15 protein-coding genes are annotated in these 18,620 nt (G+C 66.2%); 6 read left to right on the top strand and 9 right to left on the bottom strand.

Going from position 1 to position 18,620, the window contains the following annotated elements; all coding sequences use genetic code 11:
- Window positions 1-139: 139 nt before the first annotated feature.
- The 6 genes from CLV01_RS22140 to CLV01_RS22115 all read right to left on the bottom strand — a co-directional run bounded on the left by CLV01_RS22140 (window position 140) and on the right by CLV01_RS22115 (window position 8,131).
- Window positions 140-2,548 (bottom strand): TonB-dependent siderophore receptor, encoded by a 2,409-nt coding sequence (locus tag CLV01_RS22140; RefSeq protein WP_099733190.1) that lies wholly within the window; start codon window positions 2,546-2,548, stop codon window positions 140-142.
- Between the two features lie 175 nt (window positions 2,549-2,723).
- The gene (locus CLV01_RS22135; RefSeq protein WP_099733191.1) at window positions 2,724-3,758 is read right to left on the bottom strand and encodes a FecR family protein; all 1,035 of its coding nucleotides are present in this window, start codon (window positions 3,756-3,758) and stop codon (window positions 2,724-2,726) included.
- A gap of 12 nt (window positions 3,759-3,770) precedes the next feature.
- Window positions 3,771-4,370, bottom strand: a complete 600-nt coding sequence (locus CLV01_RS22130) for an RNA polymerase sigma factor (RefSeq protein WP_099733192.1) — start codon at window positions 4,368-4,370, stop codon at window positions 3,771-3,773.
- Window positions 4,371-4,584: 214 nt separating this feature from the next.
- Window positions 4,585-5,883 carry a lysine N(6)-hydroxylase/L-ornithine N(5)-oxygenase family protein gene (locus CLV01_RS22125; RefSeq protein WP_099733193.1) on the bottom strand — a complete coding sequence of 433 codons (1,299 nt, stop codon included), beginning with the start codon at window positions 5,881-5,883 and terminating at the stop codon, window positions 4,585-4,587.
- 11 nt (window positions 5,884-5,894) lie between these two features.
- The gene (locus CLV01_RS22120; RefSeq protein ID WP_099733194.1) at window positions 5,895-7,007 is read right to left on the bottom strand and encodes a GNAT family N-acetyltransferase; all 1,113 of its coding nucleotides are present in this window, start codon (window positions 7,005-7,007) and stop codon (window positions 5,895-5,897) included.
- Window positions 7,008-7,165: 158 nt separating this feature from the next.
- Window positions 7,166-8,131, bottom strand: a complete 966-nt coding sequence (locus CLV01_RS22115; RefSeq protein WP_063325840.1) for an alpha/beta hydrolase — start codon at window positions 8,129-8,131, stop codon at window positions 7,166-7,168.
- Between the two features lie 245 nt (window positions 8,132-8,376).
- Here CLV01_RS22115 and CLV01_RS22110 point away from each other — a divergent pair, with 245 nt between their 5' ends.
- Window positions 8,377-10,092 carry a cyclic peptide export ABC transporter gene (locus CLV01_RS22110; RefSeq protein WP_099733195.1) on the top strand — a complete coding sequence of 572 codons (1,716 nt, stop codon included), beginning with the start codon at window positions 8,377-8,379 and terminating at the stop codon, window positions 10,090-10,092.
- Window positions 10,093-10,113: 21 nt separating this feature from the next.
- Complete coding sequence (locus CLV01_RS22105) at window positions 10,114-10,956, top strand: N(5)-hydroxyornithine transformylase PvdF (protein WP_099733196.1); 843 nt, start codon at window positions 10,114-10,116, stop codon at window positions 10,954-10,956.
- A gap of 153 nt (window positions 10,957-11,109) precedes the next feature.
- On the opposite strand, the gene CLV01_RS22100 is transcribed toward CLV01_RS22105, so the two are convergent.
- The 3 genes from CLV01_RS22100 to CLV01_RS22090 all read right to left on the bottom strand — a co-directional run bounded on the left by CLV01_RS22100 (window position 11,110) and on the right by CLV01_RS22090 (window position 13,896).
- On the bottom strand, window positions 11,110-11,868 hold the full coding sequence (locus CLV01_RS22100; RefSeq protein ID WP_099733197.1) for a 3-hydroxyacyl-CoA dehydrogenase: 759 nt from the start codon (window positions 11,866-11,868) through the stop codon (window positions 11,110-11,112).
- A gap of 131 nt (window positions 11,869-11,999) precedes the next feature.
- Window positions 12,000-13,046 (bottom strand): Fe(3+) ABC transporter substrate-binding protein, encoded by a 1,047-nt coding sequence (locus tag CLV01_RS22095; protein WP_012206542.1) that lies wholly within the window; start codon window positions 13,044-13,046, stop codon window positions 12,000-12,002.
- A 301-nt stretch (window positions 13,047-13,347) separates the two neighbouring features.
- Window positions 13,348-13,896: a phasin family protein gene (locus CLV01_RS22090; protein ID WP_013801612.1), complete on the bottom strand. Its 549-nt coding sequence runs from the start codon at window positions 13,894-13,896 to the stop codon at window positions 13,348-13,350.
- A 323-nt stretch (window positions 13,897-14,219) separates the two neighbouring features.
- On the opposite strand from CLV01_RS22090, the gene CLV01_RS22085 reads away from it, so the two are divergent.
- The 4 genes from CLV01_RS22085 to CLV01_RS22070 all read left to right on the top strand — a co-directional run bounded on the left by CLV01_RS22085 (window position 14,220) and on the right by CLV01_RS22070 (window position 18,551).
- Window positions 14,220-14,681 (top strand): acyl-CoA thioesterase, encoded by a 462-nt coding sequence (locus tag CLV01_RS22085; RefSeq protein WP_099733198.1) that lies wholly within the window; start codon window positions 14,220-14,222, stop codon window positions 14,679-14,681.
- 115 nt (window positions 14,682-14,796) lie between these two features.
- The gene (pncB, locus tag CLV01_RS22080; RefSeq protein ID WP_012206539.1) at window positions 14,797-16,017 is read left to right on the top strand and encodes a nicotinate phosphoribosyltransferase; all 1,221 of its coding nucleotides are present in this window, start codon (window positions 14,797-14,799) and stop codon (window positions 16,015-16,017) included.
- 61 nt (window positions 16,018-16,078) lie between these two features.
- Complete coding sequence (locus CLV01_RS22075) at window positions 16,079-17,506, top strand: sodium:proton antiporter (protein ID WP_013801615.1); 1,428 nt, start codon at window positions 16,079-16,081, stop codon at window positions 17,504-17,506.
- Between the two features lie 37 nt (window positions 17,507-17,543).
- The gene (locus CLV01_RS22070; protein ID WP_099733199.1) at window positions 17,544-18,551 is read left to right on the top strand and encodes a 2-hydroxyacid dehydrogenase; all 1,008 of its coding nucleotides are present in this window, start codon (window positions 17,544-17,546) and stop codon (window positions 18,549-18,551) included.
- Window positions 18,552-18,620 lie beyond the last annotated feature (69 nt).

Raw genomic sequence — 18,620 nt, 5'->3', positions numbered from 1 at the left:
ATGGGCCACGGCCGCAGCGATCCGGCCGTGGTCTTTTGGTTTTTGCAGGCGCCGAAGGCGCCGTTCAGGGAGTCTGCAGCTGCACGGCACCGCCGGCCTGCGGGCGCATCCTGCAGGGCCGGCCTCGCGGCAGTCCGTTCTACCAGCGATAGGTTGCCGTACCGATGACCCTGCGCGGTTCGCCGTAGAAGCAGCCGTAGGTGCAGTTGCCTATGTAGGTCTTGTCGGTGAGGTTGTTGACGTTCAGCGCAAGCCTCCAGGGGCCCGTGGTGTAGCTGACCATGGCGTCGAACAGCGTGAAGGCGGGCACGGGGTTGTTGGTCTGGCTGCGCGTGCTGCCCACGTAGCGCATGCCTGCGCCTATCTTCAGGCCCGGCAGGCCGAGGCTGCCGAAGTTGTAGTCGCCCCAGATCGAAAGCTGGTTGTAGGGCACGCCCGGGGAGCGCAGGCCTTCCTGTTCGGGCTGCAGGGGACTTGCCTTGATGGTGGCTGCCTCCGTGTAGGCATAGGCCAGGATGAGGTTGGCATTGCGGCCCACGGCGGTGCGGGCCTCCAGCTCGAAGCCGCGCGAGCGGACCTCTCCCTGCTGGATGCTGTAGGTCAGGGTGGGATCTTGCGGATCGGCGACGAGCACGTTCTGGCGCGTCAGCTGGTAGACGGCGGCCGAGATCATCGTATTGGAGCCCTTGGGCTGGTAGCGCACGCCGGCCTCATACTGCTGGCCCGTGGTCGGCTTGAAGCGCGAGCCCAGGCGGTCCCGGCCCGAGGTCGGTTCGAAGGATTCGCTATAGCTCAGGAAAGGAGCCCAGCCGTTATCGGCCAGGTAGACCAGGCCGGCACGGCCCGTGAAGGCGTGGTCCTTCTCGTTGTCCACGGATTTCGCGCCGGTGAAGAAGCTGCTCTCGTCGTAGCGGACGGAGTCATAGCGTCCGCCCACTAGGACCACCCACTTGTCGTTGATCTTCATCTGATCCTGGGCATAGAGGCCCATGCGTTTGGCCGTGCTCTTCCAGGAATACGGGTTCTGTGTGATCTCGGTGCCCATGGGGCTTCCATAGACAGGGTTGTAGAGATCGATGTTGTCGATGGTGCGCGTGTAGCGCTCGCTTTCGTGGCGGGGTGCCGAATAATCGAAGCCCACCAGCATGGTGTGCCGCACGCTGCCAGTCTCGGCCTGGTATTCGAGCGAGGTATCGGAGACCACGGCGGAGGAGCGGTCCCACCGCGGTGCCACCCCCCTGTATGCCGTGGTGCGCTGGTCGGCTGCCAGGCCGGAGATCCAGATGGACGCGTATTCGTTGTCTGCCTTCATGTAGCGCAGGCTGTTCCTCAGCTTGACTCTGTCGTTGAAGGCGTGCTCGAACAGATAGCCGATGGAGAAGCGGTTCAGTTCGAACTTGTCGTAGCCTGGCTCTCCAACGAACAGGTTACGGGGTAACCGCCCGTTGATGTTGGGCAGGATGGTCCCTTCCTCGGGCAGGCCGTAAACATAGGCCGAACTGTCCTTCTGGTAATCGGCCAGGATGGTCAGCGAGGTCGCTGCATTGGGCTGCCACTTGAGCGCCGGCGCGATGAAGAGCCGGTCGTCGGGCGTGTAGTCCACGAAGGAATTGCTGTCGCGCTTGAGGAAGGTCAGCCGATAGGACCATTCACCGTCCTTGTCCAGCGGGCCGCCGAAGTCGCCGGAAACCTGCTTGCGGCTGAAGCTGCCGACTTCGACATTGAGCTCGTGCAGGGGGGTGGACGTCGGGCGCTTGCTCACCGTGTTGATGATGCCGCCGGGCGCGGCAGAACCGTAGAGCACCGATGCGGCGCCCTTGAGCAGCTCGATGCGCTCCAGGCCGTAGGGCTCCTGCTGGCCGTTGAAGATGTTGACGGTGTACTTGGTGCCGTCGCGGTACTGGTTGCCGTTGCCGTCGAGCTGGAAGCCCCGCACGATCAGCGTGTCCGAAGTCCTGTCCAGGCCTTCGGAGCGGCTGACGCCGGCCACGTAACCGAGCGCGTCCTGCAGGTTCTGCGACTTGAGCACCTCGATTTCCTCGGCGCCGACGATGGAGATGGACTGCGGCGTTTCGATCAGGGGCGTATCCGTCTTGGTGCCCGTGGCGCTGCGTTTGGCCACATAGCCTTGCAAGGGGCCCGTCGGGCTTTCGCCCTCGTGCGCAGCCAGCACATTGACCACAGGCAGCGTGGTGCTGCCGCTCACCAAGCGCCGGATGGCGAAGCCTCCATTGGCCGTCCTGGATGCTTCCAGGGATGAGCCTGCCAGCATGTCCCTCAAGGCCTGCTCCACGCTGAGCTTGCCGGAAACGGCGCGGGAATTCAGCCCGGACACCAGGTTCCCGGCTGCAAACACCTGGGTCTGGGTCTGCCGGGAAAGCTCGTTGAGTGCCGTTGCCAGCGGCTGTGCGGGCACATGGATGTCGAAGGCCTGTGAAGGAGCCTGGGCGGCGGGTTGCGCGGCAGCGGGAAGAGCGCAGAGGGTGGTGGTGCCGAAGGCCGCGGCGAGCGCGGCGCTCAGCAGATGCTGTCTGGGCAGAGAACGCATGGTTGATGGTGTTCCGGGTGCATTGAATGAGAGCTATTCCTGAAGAGGCGCGGGCTCCCGTTCTTTCCCGGTTGCCACATGCCGCACTGCGAAGACGTATGGGCCGCCGAAACGAAGACAGTCTGTTGCAATTTTTTTGCACTGGCAGGCGCCCGAATGCCTGCCTGGAATGCTTTCAGAGCGCCTGCAGCTGCACGCCGCCACCGGCCTGCGGGCGCACCCTCAGCGGCAGGATGGATGGCAGCACGGCCAGCAGGCCGGCCGAGTCATTGGCGCGAAAGCGCCCGGTCAGGCGCAGCGCGGCCACGCGCGCATCGGCGGCTTCGATGGGCTGGGTGCGGTAGGCGTTGACCGTGGCCAGGGCCTCTGCCAGTGGGGTGTTCTCGAAGACCAGCCAGCCCTCGCGCCAGGCGGACAGCGTGGCGGCATCGGCCTGGCGCACGGCCTCGGCCTGACCGTTGCGGATGTCCACGATCTGGCCGGGCAGCAGGTCCAGCGTTGCCGCCGCCGGGCCCGTCGCATCCTGCGCATCCCTGCCCAGCACCCGGACCCTGACATGGCCATGCTCCACGCCCACGGTGACGGGGCCGCCGCGGTCGCGCACGGTGAAGACCGTGCCCACGACCTCGATGCGCGCCTCGCGCGTGATGACCTCGAAGGGCCGGTCGGGATCGGGGGCCACGTCGAATCGCACTTCGCCCCGGGCCATGGACACGCTGCGGCGCTGGCGGTAGAGCGTCACGGCAATGGCGCTTTGGGGCGCCAGTTCCACCAGGCTGGCCTGCAGCGGCAGCTTGCCGTCGGCCAGAGTGATCTTGAGGATTTGCGAGTTGCGCGTGGCGTAGGCCGAGGTGTGTATGGGCTGCTGCCAGTACCAGTAGGCGCCCCGGCCCGCCAGCGCGCCTGTGCCCAGCAGCCCGGCGAAGGACAGCAGCAGCTTGCGGCGCCGGACGGTCTGGGTGGAGCGCGAGGCCCGGTCGGCCAGCAGGGCGGTTTCCTGGAACTGCTCGCGCAGGCCGCCGGACATGCCGCCCAGCAGGTTCCAGCGCAGGTGCGCCTCGCGTGCGGCGGCATCGTGCCGGGCTGATTTCCCGCGCCATTCGCCCAGGGTCAGGCGGGCCTGGTCGGCCACCGGGTCGGGAGCGATTTCGCTTTGAACGATCAGCGTCAGCGCATGCTCGACCATGCGCTCGCTAGGTGCACTTGCCATGGAAAGGGGGAGTCAGGATGCGTCGTCGGTCAGTGTACTGTTGTCGAAATCCATGGCGCTGCCCAGCGCATGGTCCTCGATCAGTTCGGAGCGCAGCTGGGCCAGCACGCGCGAGCAGTCCAGCGTGGCGCGCACCATGTGCTTGGCGACGGCCATTTCGGTGATGTTGAGCTGCTCGGAGATTTCTGCACGCGTGTAGCCGTGGGCGCGAAAGAGGATGAAGACTTCGCGCCGGCGAGGCGGCAGGCCTTCCAGCGCCTGGACGACGCGGTTCAGGATCTGGCGCTGGGCGGCCAGGGTTTCGCTGGAGGGCGCACTGTGCTGCACCACCAGTTGCTGGCGCGTCCATTCCTGGGCGGTCTTGCGCTTGCGCGCATCGTCGATGCACAGATTGCGTGCCACGCGAAACAGCAGGGCGCGTGGGGATTCGATGCCGGCGTCAGGCAGGGTTTCGGCCTTCTTGCCGCTGCGCAGGCCCAGGGCGTGCACATAGACCCGCTCGAAGCTCGATTGCGCGATGTCGGCCGCATAGTGCGGATCTCGGAGATCGCGCGTGAGCTGGCGGCGCAGATCGCCATAGTGAGCCACGAGTTCCTGGATCAGGTCACGCATCCGGATACCTGCCTTTCCGCAAGGGCGATGGGTTGGAACCCCTGGGTCCGTACAGAGAAGGGCCTACCAGATGCTGCAACCCCGGCCAGGGCCGGGGCGGTGCAGCAGCGGGTATGGGATTCAGCGGCGCAGGTGATTCGAATTCAAATGCAAATGGTTTGCATTCAAATTATGGCATGGGAGATCCCTGCGCCATCATGCCCTGTGCGATCTTTCAATCCTGCAGCGCCAGCTGTTCTGTGCGCGCAACATCGGGTCTTTGGGCTTGCGCTGCCAGCAGGGCTTCACCGATTTCGCCGGTGCGCACCGAAGTGACGGACAGCAGGGTGTCGCTGAGGCCGTGGGAGCCCTCGCAGGCGCCCTGCAGGAAGATGGCGGGGCGAAAGTCCGGCGTGGTGTGCACCTGGTAGTCGCGGCTCACGGAGAAGTCGCCCAGGTAGGGGGCCAGCGGGTCCAGCAGGGTCTTGTGGTGCTCGCGCGCATAGCCGGTGGCCAGCACCACCACGTCGTAGCGCGATGCATGGTCGATGCCGCTGTTGAGATCGCGCAGGCCCAGGTGGATGCCGTCGCCGGCCGCCCGCACGTCCTGCACCTCGTGGCGGCGCAGGAAGCGGTGGCGCGTGTCGCCGACGACCTTCTGTTCATAGAACACCTTGAAGATGCTCTCGATCAGTTCCAGGTCGGGACAGGCGTAGTTGGTGTGCCAGAACTCGCGCAGCAGGGCGCCGCGCTCGTCGTGCGGGCGGCTGTAGACATGGTCCACGAAGTCGGCGTTGAAGATTTCGTTGACGAAGGGGCTGTCGTCCGAGGGGCGGATGGAGCGGGCGCGCATGACCAGGTCGATCTCGGCCGTGGCGTAGCGGCCGTGCAGGTCCATGAAGATTTCGGCGGCGCTTTGGCCCGCACCGACCACGGCGATGCGCAGCGGCCTGGCATGCTCGGCAATGCTGCGCAGGTAGGCGCTGGAGTGGAAGACGCGCGCATCGCCGCGCAGGGGCTTGAACTGCTCGGGAATGCTGGGCGTGCCGCCGATGCTCATGACCAGGTTCTGGCCCAGGCGCTCATGCACGTTGCCGGCCGCATCGCGCGAGCGCACGCGCAGCAGTTCCACCTTGCCGTCGCGTTTTTCAGGCAGCACCTCGATGACTTCCTGGCCGTAGACGCAGCGGTCCTCGAACTTGGAGGCGGCCCAGGCCAGGTAGTCGTTGAACTCGTGGCGGCTGGGAAAGAAGGTCTTGAGGTTGATGAAGTCCTGCAGCCGGCCCTTCTCGTGCAGGTAGTTGATGAAGGTGAAGCGGCTGGTGGGGTTGCGCAGCGTGGCCAGGTCCTTGAGGAAGGACACCTGCATGTGGGCCTGCTCCAGCAGCATGTCCTTATGCCAGGCGAAGCGCGGCTGCTTTTCGATGAAGACGGGGTGCATGGCCCGCGCGGCGGTTTCGCGCTCCTTGAGGGCGATGGCCAGGGCAATGTTGGAGGGGCCGAAGCCGATGCCGATCAGCGGGTGGGTTTGCATGGAAGGTCCTTTCATTGGGTCGATGCGTCCAGTGCGTCCGGCGCGGCTGCGTCGGTCTGCGGTATCCACAAGGCGTCTGCGAAAAAGCGTTCCCTGAGCAGGACTCCCAGCACGGCGCGCTTGTGCGGGAAGTCGAATTCCTTGACCAGCGCATAGCCGCAGCGCGGCAGGCTTTTGCGCATCTTGCGGTTGTTGGCGCGCGGCTCCACGACGATGCGCTGCGTGCGGCAGTCGTCCAGAAAGAGGTAGTGCGACAGCGAGGGCAGCCAGGCCGTCAGGTAGGGCTGGCCGCGAAACCGCGCCTCACCCACCAGCGCATGCCAGCCCCGGTCATGGTCGCCCGCGTCATAGAAGGGGGCGATGCGGTCTTCCTTGGCCCAGTAGGCCTCGAAGTAGCCGAAGGGCTCGCCGTCGAAGCAGCCGATGAGGCCAAGCGCATGCGGGTCGCCGGCCATGCGCTGCAGGTAGGCGCGGTGGTGGGCGAGGTCGCCGCTTTCCTCCCAGAAATGCGCGACGACCGGGTCGTTCATCCAGCGGTGGATGAGGGGCAGGTCGGCCTCGGGCTCCACAGTGCGAAAGCTCAGCGTGCGGCCCAGCCAGGGGATGAAGCGGCGGTAGACCTCGCCGCGCGGCTTGTGCAGGCGCACGGGGTGGCGCCGGCCTTCGCTGATCGTGTAGTGCAGCGCATAGGGTGGGCGCGGGCGGGGCAGCCACAGGGGCTGCTGCCACAGCACGCTTCTTGCCACGCACGGGGCCTGGCCCGGCTGCACTGTGGCAATGCTGTCGCGCAGGCCGGGCGGCAGCCGGGGCAGGGACAGCTCGATGGCTTGCGCATCGGGATGCAGGCCAAAGCCAGCCTGCAGCGCGGCCAGCAGTTCATCCGCTTCGGGCATGCCCGAGCAGGGGCCCAGCCATTGCAGCTGCATCAGGCCTGGCGCGGCCGTGGGCGACAGGTTCCAGAGACTGTGCTTGCCGGGCCTGCCGGCATCCACGGACCCCGAACGCTCCAGGCGCAGCCGCTGTCCATCGCCGAAGACGCTGATCGTCTCGGCGCCTGCATGGGCAAGGTAGCTGGCGCCGGAGGCGTCTGGTGACGGTGTAGCGGTGGCTTCGACTGGACGCACGTGGACTCTTTCAGATGGAGTGCCCCGCGTGCGGGACACGGGTCGGGGCTCGGGCAAAGGCACAAGGGGCGCAAGGGACACAAGGGACACAAGGGACACAAGGCAGCCTCATGACCGGGATGACGCGCAGGCGCGGCAAATGTTCATGCCAGGGCCGTTCATGCCAGGGCCGGGCTGCGGGCCGCCTGGAAGGCATGGGCCAGTGCCTTGCAGAGCCGGTCGCGCAGCACCTCGGTCTCTTCGGTGAGGGCGCCCAGCCGCGCAAAGTCATGGACCATGCCGGCGTAGATCTGCAGGTCCACGGCCACGCCAGCGGCCTGCAGCCGCTCGGCATAGCGCTTTCCTTCGTCGATCAGCGGGTCGTACTCGGCCAGCACCATCAGCGTGGGGGCCAGCCGGCCCAGGTCGGATGCCTGCAGGGGGGCAAAGCGCCAGTCCTGCCGGTCCGCATCGCTGCGCAGGTATTGGCCGAACATCCAGGCCAGGGTGTCACCTTCCAGCAGATGGCCGGTGGCCAGACGCGCATGCGAGTCACTGTCCTGCTGCGCTGCCGTGCAGGGGTAGAGCAGCAGCTGCAGCAAGGGCTGGGGCATGCCCGCGTCGCGCGCGGCGATGCACAGGGCCGTGGCCAGCGTGCCCCCGACGCTGTCGCCGCCAATGGCCAGGCGCTGCGCGTCCAGGCCATGGCGGCCGCCGTGCGCCAGCAGCCAGGCCAGGGCGTCCTGTGCGTCGAGGAAGGCGGTGGGAAAGCGGTGCTCTGGCGCCAGCCGGTAGTCGATGGCCAGCACATTGCAGGGCGTGCCCAGCGCCAGGCTGCGGCACAGGCTGTCATGCGACTCGAGCCCGCCCAGCACATAGCCGCCGCCGTGAAAGAACAGCAGGCAGGGCGCGGCTGTGTGTTCAGGGGCTGCGCGGTAGAGCCGGGCACGGATGCGCGCGCCGTCGCGCGTGGGCAGATCCAGGTCCTCGGTGGGCAGATCGTCGCCCGGCAGGTCCAGCGCCAGCGTGGCGTTGTCGTAGGCGGCGCGCGCCTGCGCTGCCGTCATCTGGCTCATGCGCGGGCGGCTGGATGCCTGGGCGTTGGCGAGTTCAAGAAATGCTTGCAGGTCGGGGTGGAGAGCCATGGCGTCCTTCGGGTGTGCGGGAGACAAGGCAAAGCGGGCCGGTGCAGGGCAGGGCGCCCGCGCTGCCCCTTCTTCGTGATGACGCAGGGCGGCGGAATTTGTTCATCGCCTGGGCGGTGAACATTTTTGGCGCACGCACGTCTTGCAGGGAGTAGGGAGTGCTCGCCGTGCGCCGCGCTCCAGGAAACGCCGGGCCGCGCCGGCATTGCAAGGTCATGCGCCCACGGGCGCCAGAGGAATCCCTTATGGAAAACGCCAGCCGACCGCCCTCCGAGGTACTGCGCCTGCTCAGGCCTTTCCTGCCGTGGATGGCGCTGTCCGTGGTCACGGGCATTTGCGCGGGTGGGGCCACGGTGGCGCTGCTGGCGACCATCAACCAGGTGCTCAACCGCCCCGGGGGATTGGCGGGCGGGCTGCTGCTGACCTTCATCGCCCTGTGTGCCACCGTGCTGGTGTGCCGGGCCACGTCCGACATGTCGGGCAATTTCGTGGGGCAGCGCCTGGTGGCGCAGCTGCGCAAGGAACTGGCCAGCAAGATCCTGGCCGCGCCCATCGATGCGCTGGAGCGCTACCGCACGCACCGCCTCATGCCCGTGCTCACGCAGGACGTGGACATGATCAGCGACGTGGCCTTTGTGCTGGCCTCCAACGTGATCGCCCTGGCCATTGCGCTGGGCTGCCTGGCCTACCTGGCCCTGCTGTCGCCGCCGCTGTTTGCCATGCTGGTGGTGGCGCTGGTGCTGGGCGTGAGCCTGCAGGCGCTGGCGCAGTCACGCGGCGTGGCGGGGTTCTGGAAGGCGCGCGATCACGAGGAAGTGCTGCACAAGGCCTACCGCGCCATCAGCGAAGGCGCCAAGGAGCTGCGCATGCACCGCGCGCGCCGGGGCCGCATCTTCGACGGGCAGATTGGCTCTACCGTGGATGCCATCCGCCGCATCAACAGCCGCGCCATCAACACCTATGTACTGGCCTCGGCCTTCGGTTCGGCGCTGTTCTTTCTGTTGATCGCCCTCATCCTGGGCTGGGCCGCGCTGCGCACCACCGAGCCCGTGGTGCTCAGCGGCTTCGTGCTGGTGCTGCTGTTCCTCAAGGGCCCCATGGACCAGATCGCGGGCGCGCTGCCCAACCTGGGCCGTGCCAAGGTGGCGCTGCAGCGCATTGCCGACCTGTCGGCGCGCTTTGCCAGCCCCGAGCCGCACCTGCACCTGGACAGCCCGCCCGACGAGGTCCGCCTGGACCACGGCCTGGAGCTGCGGGGCGTGCGCTATGCCTTCGATGCGCCCGAAGGCGGGAAGGCCTTCGAGATCGGCCCCATCGACCTGAAGCTGGGCAAGGGCGAACTGGTGTTTGTGGTGGGTGACAACGGCTCGGGCAAGACCACGCTGATCAAGCTGCTGCTGGGCCTGTACGCGCCCCAGCAGGGCGAGATCTTGCATGACGGCCAGCCGGTCACGGCCCTGGCGCGCGACGACTACCGCCAACTGTTCACCACGGTGTTCTCGGACTTCTACCTGTTCGAGGACCTGGTGGCCGGCGGCGAAGAGGGCCAGGCCGCCGCGCTGCCCGAGACCGCGCTGCCCTACCTGCAGCGGCTGGAGATCGCACACAAGGTCAGCGTGCGCAACGGCAGCTTCAGCACCATCGACCTGTCCACCGGCCAGCGCAAGCGCCTGGCCCTGGTCCACGCCTATCTGGAGGGCCGGCCCGTGCTGGTCTTCGACGAATGGGCGGCCGACCAGGACCCGAGCTTCCGCCACCTGTTCTACACCGAGCTGCTGCCCGAGCTGCGCGCCAGGGGCCACCTGCTGGTGGTCATCTCCCATGACGATCGCTACTTCCACCTGGCCGACCGCATCGTGCGCATGGAGGCCGGCCGCATGGTCCAGCCGCACGACGAGGCGCAGCCGGTGGCGGCTGCATCGGCCAGTCCCGCCAGTCAAGGCGCGCTGGCCGGCATCTGAATTCCTGCTGAATCCACGAACATGGCAAAGACAAAACTCGTCTACATCTGGTCCCTGAGAAACGCCGCCGCCGACCAGGCCGGCCAGCACATCGCCTACAAGGGCGCAACGCGCTACATGAAATCGCCGCTCGAATACCTGGGCGAGTTGCTGGACACCAGCCCGCTGGGCGATATCTACAGCCTGGAGGCCGTGATCCACGACGACGACGAGGCCTCGCCGCGCGACCGCGAAAAAATCGGCGACTATGGCTTCAGCTACCAGCCGGGCGGTCGCTGGTTCTATCCGCCGGACCTGCGCATCCAGGGGCGCAGGGTCAATGACCTGCTCATGGCCGTGCCGTCTTCCTACCGGCGCCTGCCGCTGAACGATCCGCAGCGCGCCGCGGGCAAACAGATGTTCGAGGCGCAACTGCAGGACAGGCTGGTGCAGCTGGGTGCCGAGCGGGTGGTGCTGGACGGCCTGCTCGTCATCCTGGACCAGCTTGTGCGGCCCGGGGCCCTGTTCCACCGCAGGATTGCCAACATCCATCCCGGCATCACGCGGCTGGAGTCACCCTATGAACGCCGGGGCGCCTGCGCCACGCTGGACGCGCTGCATGGCGCGCAGGGCTACAAGATCGTGGACTGGAAGACCATGGAACAGCGCCCGGTCCCGCCCCTGTTCAAGACCGGCGCATCCTTTCACTACGTGGACAACGGCATCGACTCCGGCGAAGTCATCGCCGACGTGCTGGGCACCGACATCGACCCCCAAGACACGATTCTTGAGCTGCGCTGGAACAACTTCCAGCACAGCCTGTTCCCTGCATTGCGCAAGGGGCTGGAGATGATGGCCAAAGAGCCTGCACGCACCATGGCCTGACAACGCGCGTATCTCCAAGAACGGCGCGGCCCAACGCGAGGGACACCGAGCAAGGGCCTATGCCGGCCGCGCTGCCCCGCCGCTAGGGTGTCGTCCCCCTCCCGCGCGAAGCGCGTAGAGAGGGGGAAGCGGCGCAGCCGCTCAGGGGGTGCTTCACCTCGGCGCCAGACGAATGGCCCCATCCAGCCGGATCACCTCGCCATTGAGCATGTCGTTTTCCAGGATGTGGCGCACCAGCTTGGCATAGTCCTGGGGCGTGCCCAGGCGGCTGGGGAAGGGCACGCCGGCGGCCAGCGCGTCCTGCACTTCCTGCGGCATGCCGAACAGCATGGGCGTGCCGAAGATGCCGGGGGCAATCGTCATGTTGCGGATGCCATTGCGCGCCAGGTCGCGCGCAATGGGCAGCGTCATGCCGACCACGCCGCCCTTGGACGCCGCATAGGCCGCCTGGCCGATCTGGCCGTCGTAGGCCGCCACGCTGGCCGTGGAGATCAGCACGCCGCGCTCGCCCGTGCTCTCGGGCTCGTTGGCCGACATGGCGGTGGCGGCCAGGCGGATCATGTTGAAGCTGCCGATCAGGTTGACCGTGATGGTCTTGGAAAACAGCGCCAGGTTGTGTGCGCCGTTCTTGCCCACGGTCTTCTCGGCCGGCGCAATGCCTGCGCAGTTGACCAGGCCTGCCAGCTTGCCCAGGCTCACGGCCTTGTCCACCACGGCCTGGCCATCGGCTTCCTGGCTCACGTCACATTTGACGAAGACGCCGCCGATCTCGCGCGCCACGGCCTCGCCCTTGTCCGCCTGCATGTCGGCAATCACCACCTTGCCGCCCTCGGCCGCCAGCATGCGCGCCGTGCCTTCGCCCAGTCCGGAGGCGCCGCCCGTGACGATGAATACCCGGTCCTTGATCTGCATGGAATGTCTCCTTGGTTATCTGACGTTGACGTAAACGTAACTCTCAAATTATGCATGCAGCCCCGACCGTAGCCATGCCGTGCCCAAGAAAAAGCCCGGCAGTGCCGGGCTGGTGATGGGCGCGATGGGGGTTACTGGAACCCGGCACGGTCCAGCATTTGCTGGACCTTGGTCATGTTCTTGCCCACGGCCGTGATCGGGATGGTCTCGCTCTTGAAGGGCTTGCCGCCGGTCATTTCCTTGAGTGCGGGGTTGTCCAGTTCCACGCCCTTGGCTGCGGGCCACTCGTTGTTGCCGTTGGCAAAGTAGTTCTGGGCGGCGGGGCTGGCCAAGTACTCCAGGAATTTGACGGCGTTGTCCTTGTTCTTGGCATGGCGTGCCACGGCGCCGCCCGCGATGTTCAGGTGCGTGCCCCAGCTGGACTGGTTGGGGAAGACCACGCCGATCTTGCCGACCACGGCCTGGTCCTCAGGCTTGCCCGAGCGCATCATGCGCGCCAGGTAGTAGCTGTTGGTCACGCCGATGGTGCATTCGCCCGAGGCCACGGCCTTGATCTGGTCGGTGTCGCCACCCTTGGGCGGGCGGGCCAGGTTGGCCTTCATGCCCTGGATCCAGCCTTCGGCCTTCTGGTCGCCCATGTGCTCGACCACGGTGCCGAACAGGCTCAGGTTGTAGGGATGCGAGCCCGAGCGGATGCACAGCTGGCCCTTGAACTTGGGGTCGGCCAGCGATTCGTAGTTCTGCACGTCGGCGGGCTGGACCTTGGCCTTGTTGTAGACGATGACGCGGGCGCGTGTGGACAGGCCGAACCAGCTGATGCCATCGGCCGTGGGCTGGGCGCGCAGGTTGGAGGGGATGGCGTCTTCCAGCAGCTTGGAGTGGATGGGCTGGAACAGGCCATCGACCTCGCCGCGGTACAGGCGTGCGGCATCGACCAGCAGGATCACGTCGGCCGGCGAGGCCTGACCCTCGGCCTTCAGGCGCGCAATGATGCCGGCGTCGTCGCCGTCCACGCGATTGATCTTGATGCCGGTGGCCTTGGTGAAGCCGTTGTACAGCTCCTCGTCCGTGGAGTAGTGGCGCGCGGAGTAGAGGTTGACGACCTGGGAGTCGGCAATGGCTGTGCCGGCAGCCACCAGGGCGCAAGCGGCAAACAGGGCTTTCAGGGATTTCGACATGAAGACAGGCCTCTCTTTGTTGGCAAAGCGCGATGATAGGTCAAACGCGAATTGTTCTTAATAAAGGGAGGGGCCCGTCTAAGGGCTTGTGCGCGGTGGTCCCTGGTGGGCCGCGAGCCATGGCGCGCGAAAAAGCGCACGAAAAAAAACCCAGTCCAAAGACTGGGTTTGAAAGGATCCAGAAACGGGGGTTTCAAGAGGATCCAAGGAGACAACTGGTCAGGTCTTTCGACCCGGGATGCGTGCAATTATGCGGGTAATCACTGATTCTTGCACGCAGCCCTGTTGTAAGACAGCGTGATCAACGCTTGCGGGTCTGGGCCGACTGGACGGCTTCGTTGGCGGTGTTGGTCACGGCCGTGAAGTTGGCTTCCGCCAGGTCCGAAGCCTGCTTGACGGCCTTTTGCACCGACTCGAAGGCATTGTTGGCAGCCGACACGGCGCTCTTCATCACGGCAACGGCGGTTTCGGAACCGGCGGGTGCGTTCTTGGCCGTGGTGTCCACCAGGGCGCTGAAGTTCTTTTGCAGGTCGGAAGCCTGGCTTTCGAAGGTCTTGGCCAGTTCGGCGCCGGTGCCGCTGGCGATGTCGTACAGGTGACGGCTGTAGGCAGCGGTCTTTTCAGCCAGGGGCTGGAACAGGTTGGCCTGCAGCGACAGCAGTTCCTGTGCGTCCTTGACGCTCAGGACAGCCTGGGTGTGCTGGGCAGCTTCGGTCAGTGCGGCGCGCGAGGCGGTCACATTCAGTTCCACCAGCTTTTCAACGCCTTCGAAGGCCTTGCTCGTCAGGCCGAACAGGGTTTCCAGGTTGGCCTTTTGGGCGCTCAGGATTTGGTCAGGGGTCAAGCTCATGTCAGTCTCCAGAAAAACGGACCACGGGGGTCTCGGGTTACGGGGAATTGCCTGCGCTGACCTGACCGAGTGTCATGTTGCAGTGCAGCATGGGTCTTATTGTAGGGATTGCAAAAAAGGAATCAAGTACCTGATGCTGCGGTGCAGCAAAAAAATTCGGAAAGCTGTGGGTTTTTTGTAAGTCTTTGATTTTGAATTGGTTTTATGTCGGTTTGACGACATTTTTCAGTTGGCATGCTTACTCGCTTGGCGAGTGATCGGCAGCAGTGCGCGTCGTGATGGCGACAGTGGCCGGGGACAGGGCGCATTCGGCCGGCGGCACAATGGCCGCCATGAATGAATCGCCCCCGAGCCGCCCCGCGCCGCAGCCCCGTTCGGCCTATGCGGCATTCCGACGCATCAGCACGCGCTGGTCGGACAACGATGTCTACGGGCACGTCAACAACGTCGTCTATTACAGCTGGTTCGATACGGCGGTGAATGCCCATCTGATAGAGCAGGGCGCGCTGGACATTCATGCGGGCGAGACGATAGGACTGGTCATAGAGACCCAATGCAACTACTTCGCCCCGCTGGCCTTTCCGCAGGAGGTGGAGGCCGGCATCCGCGTGGCACGCATCGGCGGCTCCAGCGTGCGCTACGAGGTGGGGCTGTTTGCGCAGGGTGAGCCGCTGTCGGCCGCAGCCGGGCATTTCGTCCATGTCTATGTGGACCGGCAGACGCGCCGGCCTGCCCAGATTCCGCAGACGCTGCGCCGGGTGCTGGAGCCGTTGCTGCGCGGTTGATGGCGTTCGGGGCGCATGCAAGGCGCCCGCTCGCAGCGCGGCGGCGTGTGGATGGCCTACACTCGAAAGCTGTCTGCCATCTGACCGCTTGGGCGCTTACCGCCCGGCTCTGTCCATGATCATCACCAGCCTGCTCGATACCGACCTGTACAAATTCACGATGATGCAGGTGGTGCTGCACCAGTTCCCCGGGGCACAGGTCGAGTACCGTTTCAAGTGCCGCAATCCCGGCGTGCAGCTTGCGCCCTATGTGAACGAGATCCGGGCCGAGATCCGCTCGCTGTGCAGCCTGCGGTTCCAGGATGCGGAGCTGGCCTACCTGAGCTCGCTGCGCTTCATCAAGAGCGATTTCGTCGATTTCCTGAGCCTGTTCCACCTCAACGAGAAGTGCGTCACGGTGCAGGCGCTGCCCAATGGCGAGATCGACATCACCATCCGCGGGCCCTGGCTGCACACCATCTTGTTCGAGATTCCCGTGCTGGCCATCGTCAACGAGGTGTACTTCCGCAACACCCAGCCGGTGCCCGATTTTCCCGAGGGCCGGCGCCGGCTGGATGCCAAGATCGCGCTGCTGCAGCAGCCGGGCCTGGAGCAGCTCAAGATTGCCGACTACGGCACGCGCCGCCGCTTTTCGCGGGCCTGGCATGAAGAGGTGCTGCGCGTGCTGTGCGCACGCCTGGGCCGGCCCGGCGCATCCGCGGAGTCCGAGGGGCAGTTCGCGGGCACCAGCAACGTGCTGTATGCCATGAAGCTGGGCGTGCGGCCCCTGGGCACGCTGGCCCATGAATACCTGCAGGCCTGCCAGTCCCTGGGCCCGCGCCTGCGCGACAGCCAGATCTTCGGCTTCGAGTCCTGGGCGCGGGAGTACCGGGGCGACCTCGGCATTGCGCTGTCGGACGTCTACGGCATGTCGGCCTTCCTGCGCGATTTCGACCTGTACTTTTGCAAGCTCTTCGATGGCGCGCGCCATGACAGCGGGGATCCGTTCGAGTGGGGTGAGCGGCTGCTGGCCCACTACCGCGCCAACCGCATCGATCCGCTGACCAAGACGCTGATCTTCAGCGACGGCCTGACGGTGCCGCGCACCATCGAGCTGTTCCAGCGCTTCCACGGGCGCTGCCAGCTGGCCTTTGGCATCGGCACCAACCTGACCAATGACCTGGGCGACGCGCCCGACCATGTGCCGCTGCAGATCGTCATCAAGATGACGCGCTGCAACGGCCAGCCCGTGGCCAAGCTCTCGGACACGCCGGGCAAGAGCATGTGCGACGACGAGAAATACCTGGCCTACCTGCGCCAGGTGTTCGAGATCGCGGCGCCCGCGGCACAGACTTGATCGCTGCGCGGCCCGCTGCCAGGAGGGGACAGTGAATACAGAACAAAGAGGAGACGGGACCATGAAGGCCTTGCGTGGATTGTTGGTGCTGCTTGTCGCCTGCGTGCCCTCCTGGGCCCTGGCGGCCGAGATCGATGGCGGCCAGCTGTCGGTGCTCTGGGGCGTGCCCTTTGCGGGCATGCTGCTGTCGATTGCCCTGGTGCCGCTGGCGGCGCCCCATTTCTGGCACCGGCATTTCGGCAAGTTGACGGCGGCCTGGGCGCTGGCCTTCCTGCTGCCCTTTGCAGCGGTGTTCGGTGCGGGTGCGGCACTGGCCAACCTGGTGCATGCGCTGCTGGCCGAGTACCTGCCCTTCGTGATCCTGCTGACGGCGCTGTACACGGTGTCTGGCGGCATCTATGTGCGCGGCAATCTCAAGGGCTCGCCGGGGCTGAACACGGCCATCCTGGCCATCGGCGCCGTGCTGGCCAGTTTCATGGGAACCACGGGCGCATCGATGCTGCTGATCCGGCCGCTGCTGCGCGCCAACGACAACCGCAGGCACCAGGTGCATGTGGTGGTGTTCTTCATCTTCATCGTCTCCAATGCCGGAGGCTCGCTGACGCCGCTGGGCGACCCGCCGCTGTTCCTGGGCTTTCTCAAGGGCGTGGACTTCTTCTGGACGGTGCGCCACATCTTCACCGAGACCCTGTTCCTGGTCGGCGTGCTGCTGGCGCTGTTCTACGCGATCGACACCTGGCTGCTGCGCAAGGCCGGCGAGGCGGACCTGCCCGATCCCACGCCCAGCATCGACGCCTCGGGCCGCGCCAGCCGCCTGGGCTTCGATGGCAGCGTGAACTTCGCGCTGCTGCTGGCCGTGGTGGCCCTGGTGCTGATGAGCGGCCTGTGGCGCACCGATGCAGGGCTGGTGCTGGCCGGCACGCATGTGGGCCTGCCGGGGCTGGTGCGCGATGCGGGCCTGATCGTGGTGGCGCTGCTGTCCCTGCGGCTCACGCCGCGCAGCGTGCACCAGGCCAACGAATTCGGCTGGGGGCCGATGCAGGAAGTGGCCAAGCTGTTCGCGGGCATCTTCCTGACCATCATCCCCGTGATCGCCATGCTCAAGGCGGGCACGGGCGGGCCGTTCGGCGCCATCGTGGGCGCCGTCACGCGCGCCGACGGCACGCCCGATCCGCTGATGTACTTCTGGGCCACGGGCCTGCTGTCCTCCTTCCTCGACAACGCGCCGACCTACCTGGTGTTCTTCAACACCGCAGGGGGCGACGCCGCGCAGCTGATGACCACGATGGCCTCCACGCTGGCGGCCATCTCCGCGGGCGCGGTGTTCATGGGTGCCAACACCTATATCGGCAACGCGCCCAACCTGATGGTCAAGGCCATTGCCGAGGAGCGCGGCGTGAAGATGCCCAGCTTCTTCGGCTACATGGCCTGGTCGCTGGGCATTCTGGTGCCGCTGTTCGTATTGATGAGCTTCATCTGGTTCCGCTGAAGAACCGCCTCCCGCCAAGACAAGGAAAGAGACAGACATGGCAAGCAAACCCCGCATCCTGATCGCCCGCGCCATCCCGCCCGAGGTGGTGCGCAAGCTGGAGCAGCACTTCGAGGTCGAGTCCAACCAGGACGACGTGGTCTGGAGTCCGCAGGAGCTGGCCGCGCATCTGCAGGACAAGGACGGCGTGCTGACCACAGGCTCGCAGACCATCGATGCGGCACTGCTGGCGGCCTGCCCGCGGCTGAAGGTCGTGGCCAACATGGCCGTGGGCTACAACAACTTCGATGTGCCTGCGATGACGGCTGCGGGCGTGCAGGGCACGAACGCGCCCGACGTGCTGACCGAGACCACGGCCGACTTCGGCTTTGCCCTGCTCATGGCCACGGCCCGCCGCGTGACCGAGAGCGAGCACTACCTGCGCGCCGGAAAGTGGAACTCCTGGCGCTACGACCTGTTCGCCGGCTCGGAAGTGCACGGCAGCACGCTGGGCATCATCGGCATGGGCCGCATCGGCCAGGGCATCGCCAAACGCGGGGCGCATGGCTTCGGCATGAAGGTGGTCTATCACAACCGCTCGCGACTGTCGCCCGAGCTGGAAGCCGAATGCAAGGCCGGCTACGTGGGCAAGGACGAACTGCTGGCCATGGCCGACCATGTGGTGCTGGTGCTGCCCTACACCAAGGAAAACCACCACACCATAGGCGCGGCCGAGATCGCCAGGATGAAGCCCACGGCCACGCTGATCAACATCGCCCGTGGCGGCATCGTCGATGACGCGGCGCTGGCCAGGGCGCTGCGCGACAGGACCATTGCCGCCGCCGGCCTGGACGTGTTCGAGGGCGAGCCCTCGGTCCATCCCGACCTGCTGACCGTGCCCAATGTCGTGCTGACCCCGCACATCGCCAGCGCCACCATGGGCACGCGCAGCGCCATGGCCGAGCTGGCAGCCGACAACCTGATCGACTTTCTGAGTGGCAAGGGCCCGCGCACGCCCGTCAACCAGCCCGAGGCGGTGGCCGCAGGCGCGCGCGCCAAGGCCTGAGTGCCGTATTCCGACAATCGCGGGAAGGCAGGCCCTGGCCGCTTCCCGCTGCATGGAGCTGAAGCAAGA

Origin of the sequence: Delftia sp. 60 (assembly GCF_002754395.1) — a bacterium.
GTDB classification, from domain to species: Bacteria; Pseudomonadota; Gammaproteobacteria; order Burkholderiales; family Burkholderiaceae_C; genus Comamonas; species Comamonas acidovorans.
The sequence above is the reverse complement of the archived record's forward strand: the minus strand, read 5'-3'. Positions and strand labels throughout refer to the sequence as shown.

Excerpts from the sequence above, each read along its gene's own strand:
- CLV01_RS22130 (WP_099733192.1), bottom strand. The coding sequence starts at position 4,370 with ATGCGTGACCTGATCCAGGAACTCGTGGCTCACTATGGCGATCTGCGC.
- CLV01_RS22085 (WP_099733198.1), top strand. The coding sequence starts at position 14,220 with ATGGCCGCCATGAATGAATCGCCCCCGAGCCGCCCCGCGCCGCAGCCC.
- CLV01_RS22105 (WP_099733196.1), top strand. The coding sequence starts at position 10,114 with ATGGCAAAGACAAAACTCGTCTACATCTGGTCCCTGAGAAACGCCGCC.
- CLV01_RS22110 (WP_099733195.1), top strand. The coding sequence starts at position 8,377 with ATGGAAAACGCCAGCCGACCGCCCTCCGAGGTACTGCGCCTGCTCAGG.
- CLV01_RS22070 (WP_099733199.1), top strand. The coding sequence starts at position 17,544 with ATGGCAAGCAAACCCCGCATCCTGATCGCCCGCGCCATCCCGCCCGAG.
- CLV01_RS22095 (WP_012206542.1), bottom strand. The coding sequence starts at position 13,046 with ATGTCGAAATCCCTGAAAGCCCTGTTTGCCGCTTGCGCCCTGGTGGCT.
- CLV01_RS22140 (WP_099733190.1), bottom strand. The coding sequence starts at position 2,548 with ATGCGTTCTCTGCCCAGACAGCATCTGCTGAGCGCCGCGCTCGCCGCG.
- CLV01_RS22090 (WP_013801612.1), bottom strand. The coding sequence starts at position 13,896 with ATGAGCTTGACCCCTGACCAAATCCTGAGCGCCCAAAAGGCCAACCTG.
- CLV01_RS22125 (WP_099733193.1), bottom strand. The coding sequence starts at position 5,883 with ATGCAAACCCACCCGCTGATCGGCATCGGCTTCGGCCCCTCCAACATT.
- CLV01_RS22115 (WP_063325840.1), bottom strand. The coding sequence starts at position 8,131 with ATGGCTCTCCACCCCGACCTGCAAGCATTTCTTGAACTCGCCAACGCC.
- CLV01_RS22100 (WP_099733197.1), bottom strand. The coding sequence starts at position 11,868 with ATGCAGATCAAGGACCGGGTATTCATCGTCACGGGCGGCGCCTCCGGA.
- CLV01_RS22135 (WP_099733191.1), bottom strand. The coding sequence starts at position 3,758 with ATGGCAAGTGCACCTAGCGAGCGCATGGTCGAGCATGCGCTGACGCTG.
- CLV01_RS22075 (WP_013801615.1), top strand. The coding sequence starts at position 16,079 with ATGAAGGCCTTGCGTGGATTGTTGGTGCTGCTTGTCGCCTGCGTGCCC.
- pncB (WP_012206539.1), top strand. The coding sequence starts at position 14,797 with ATGATCATCACCAGCCTGCTCGATACCGACCTGTACAAATTCACGATG.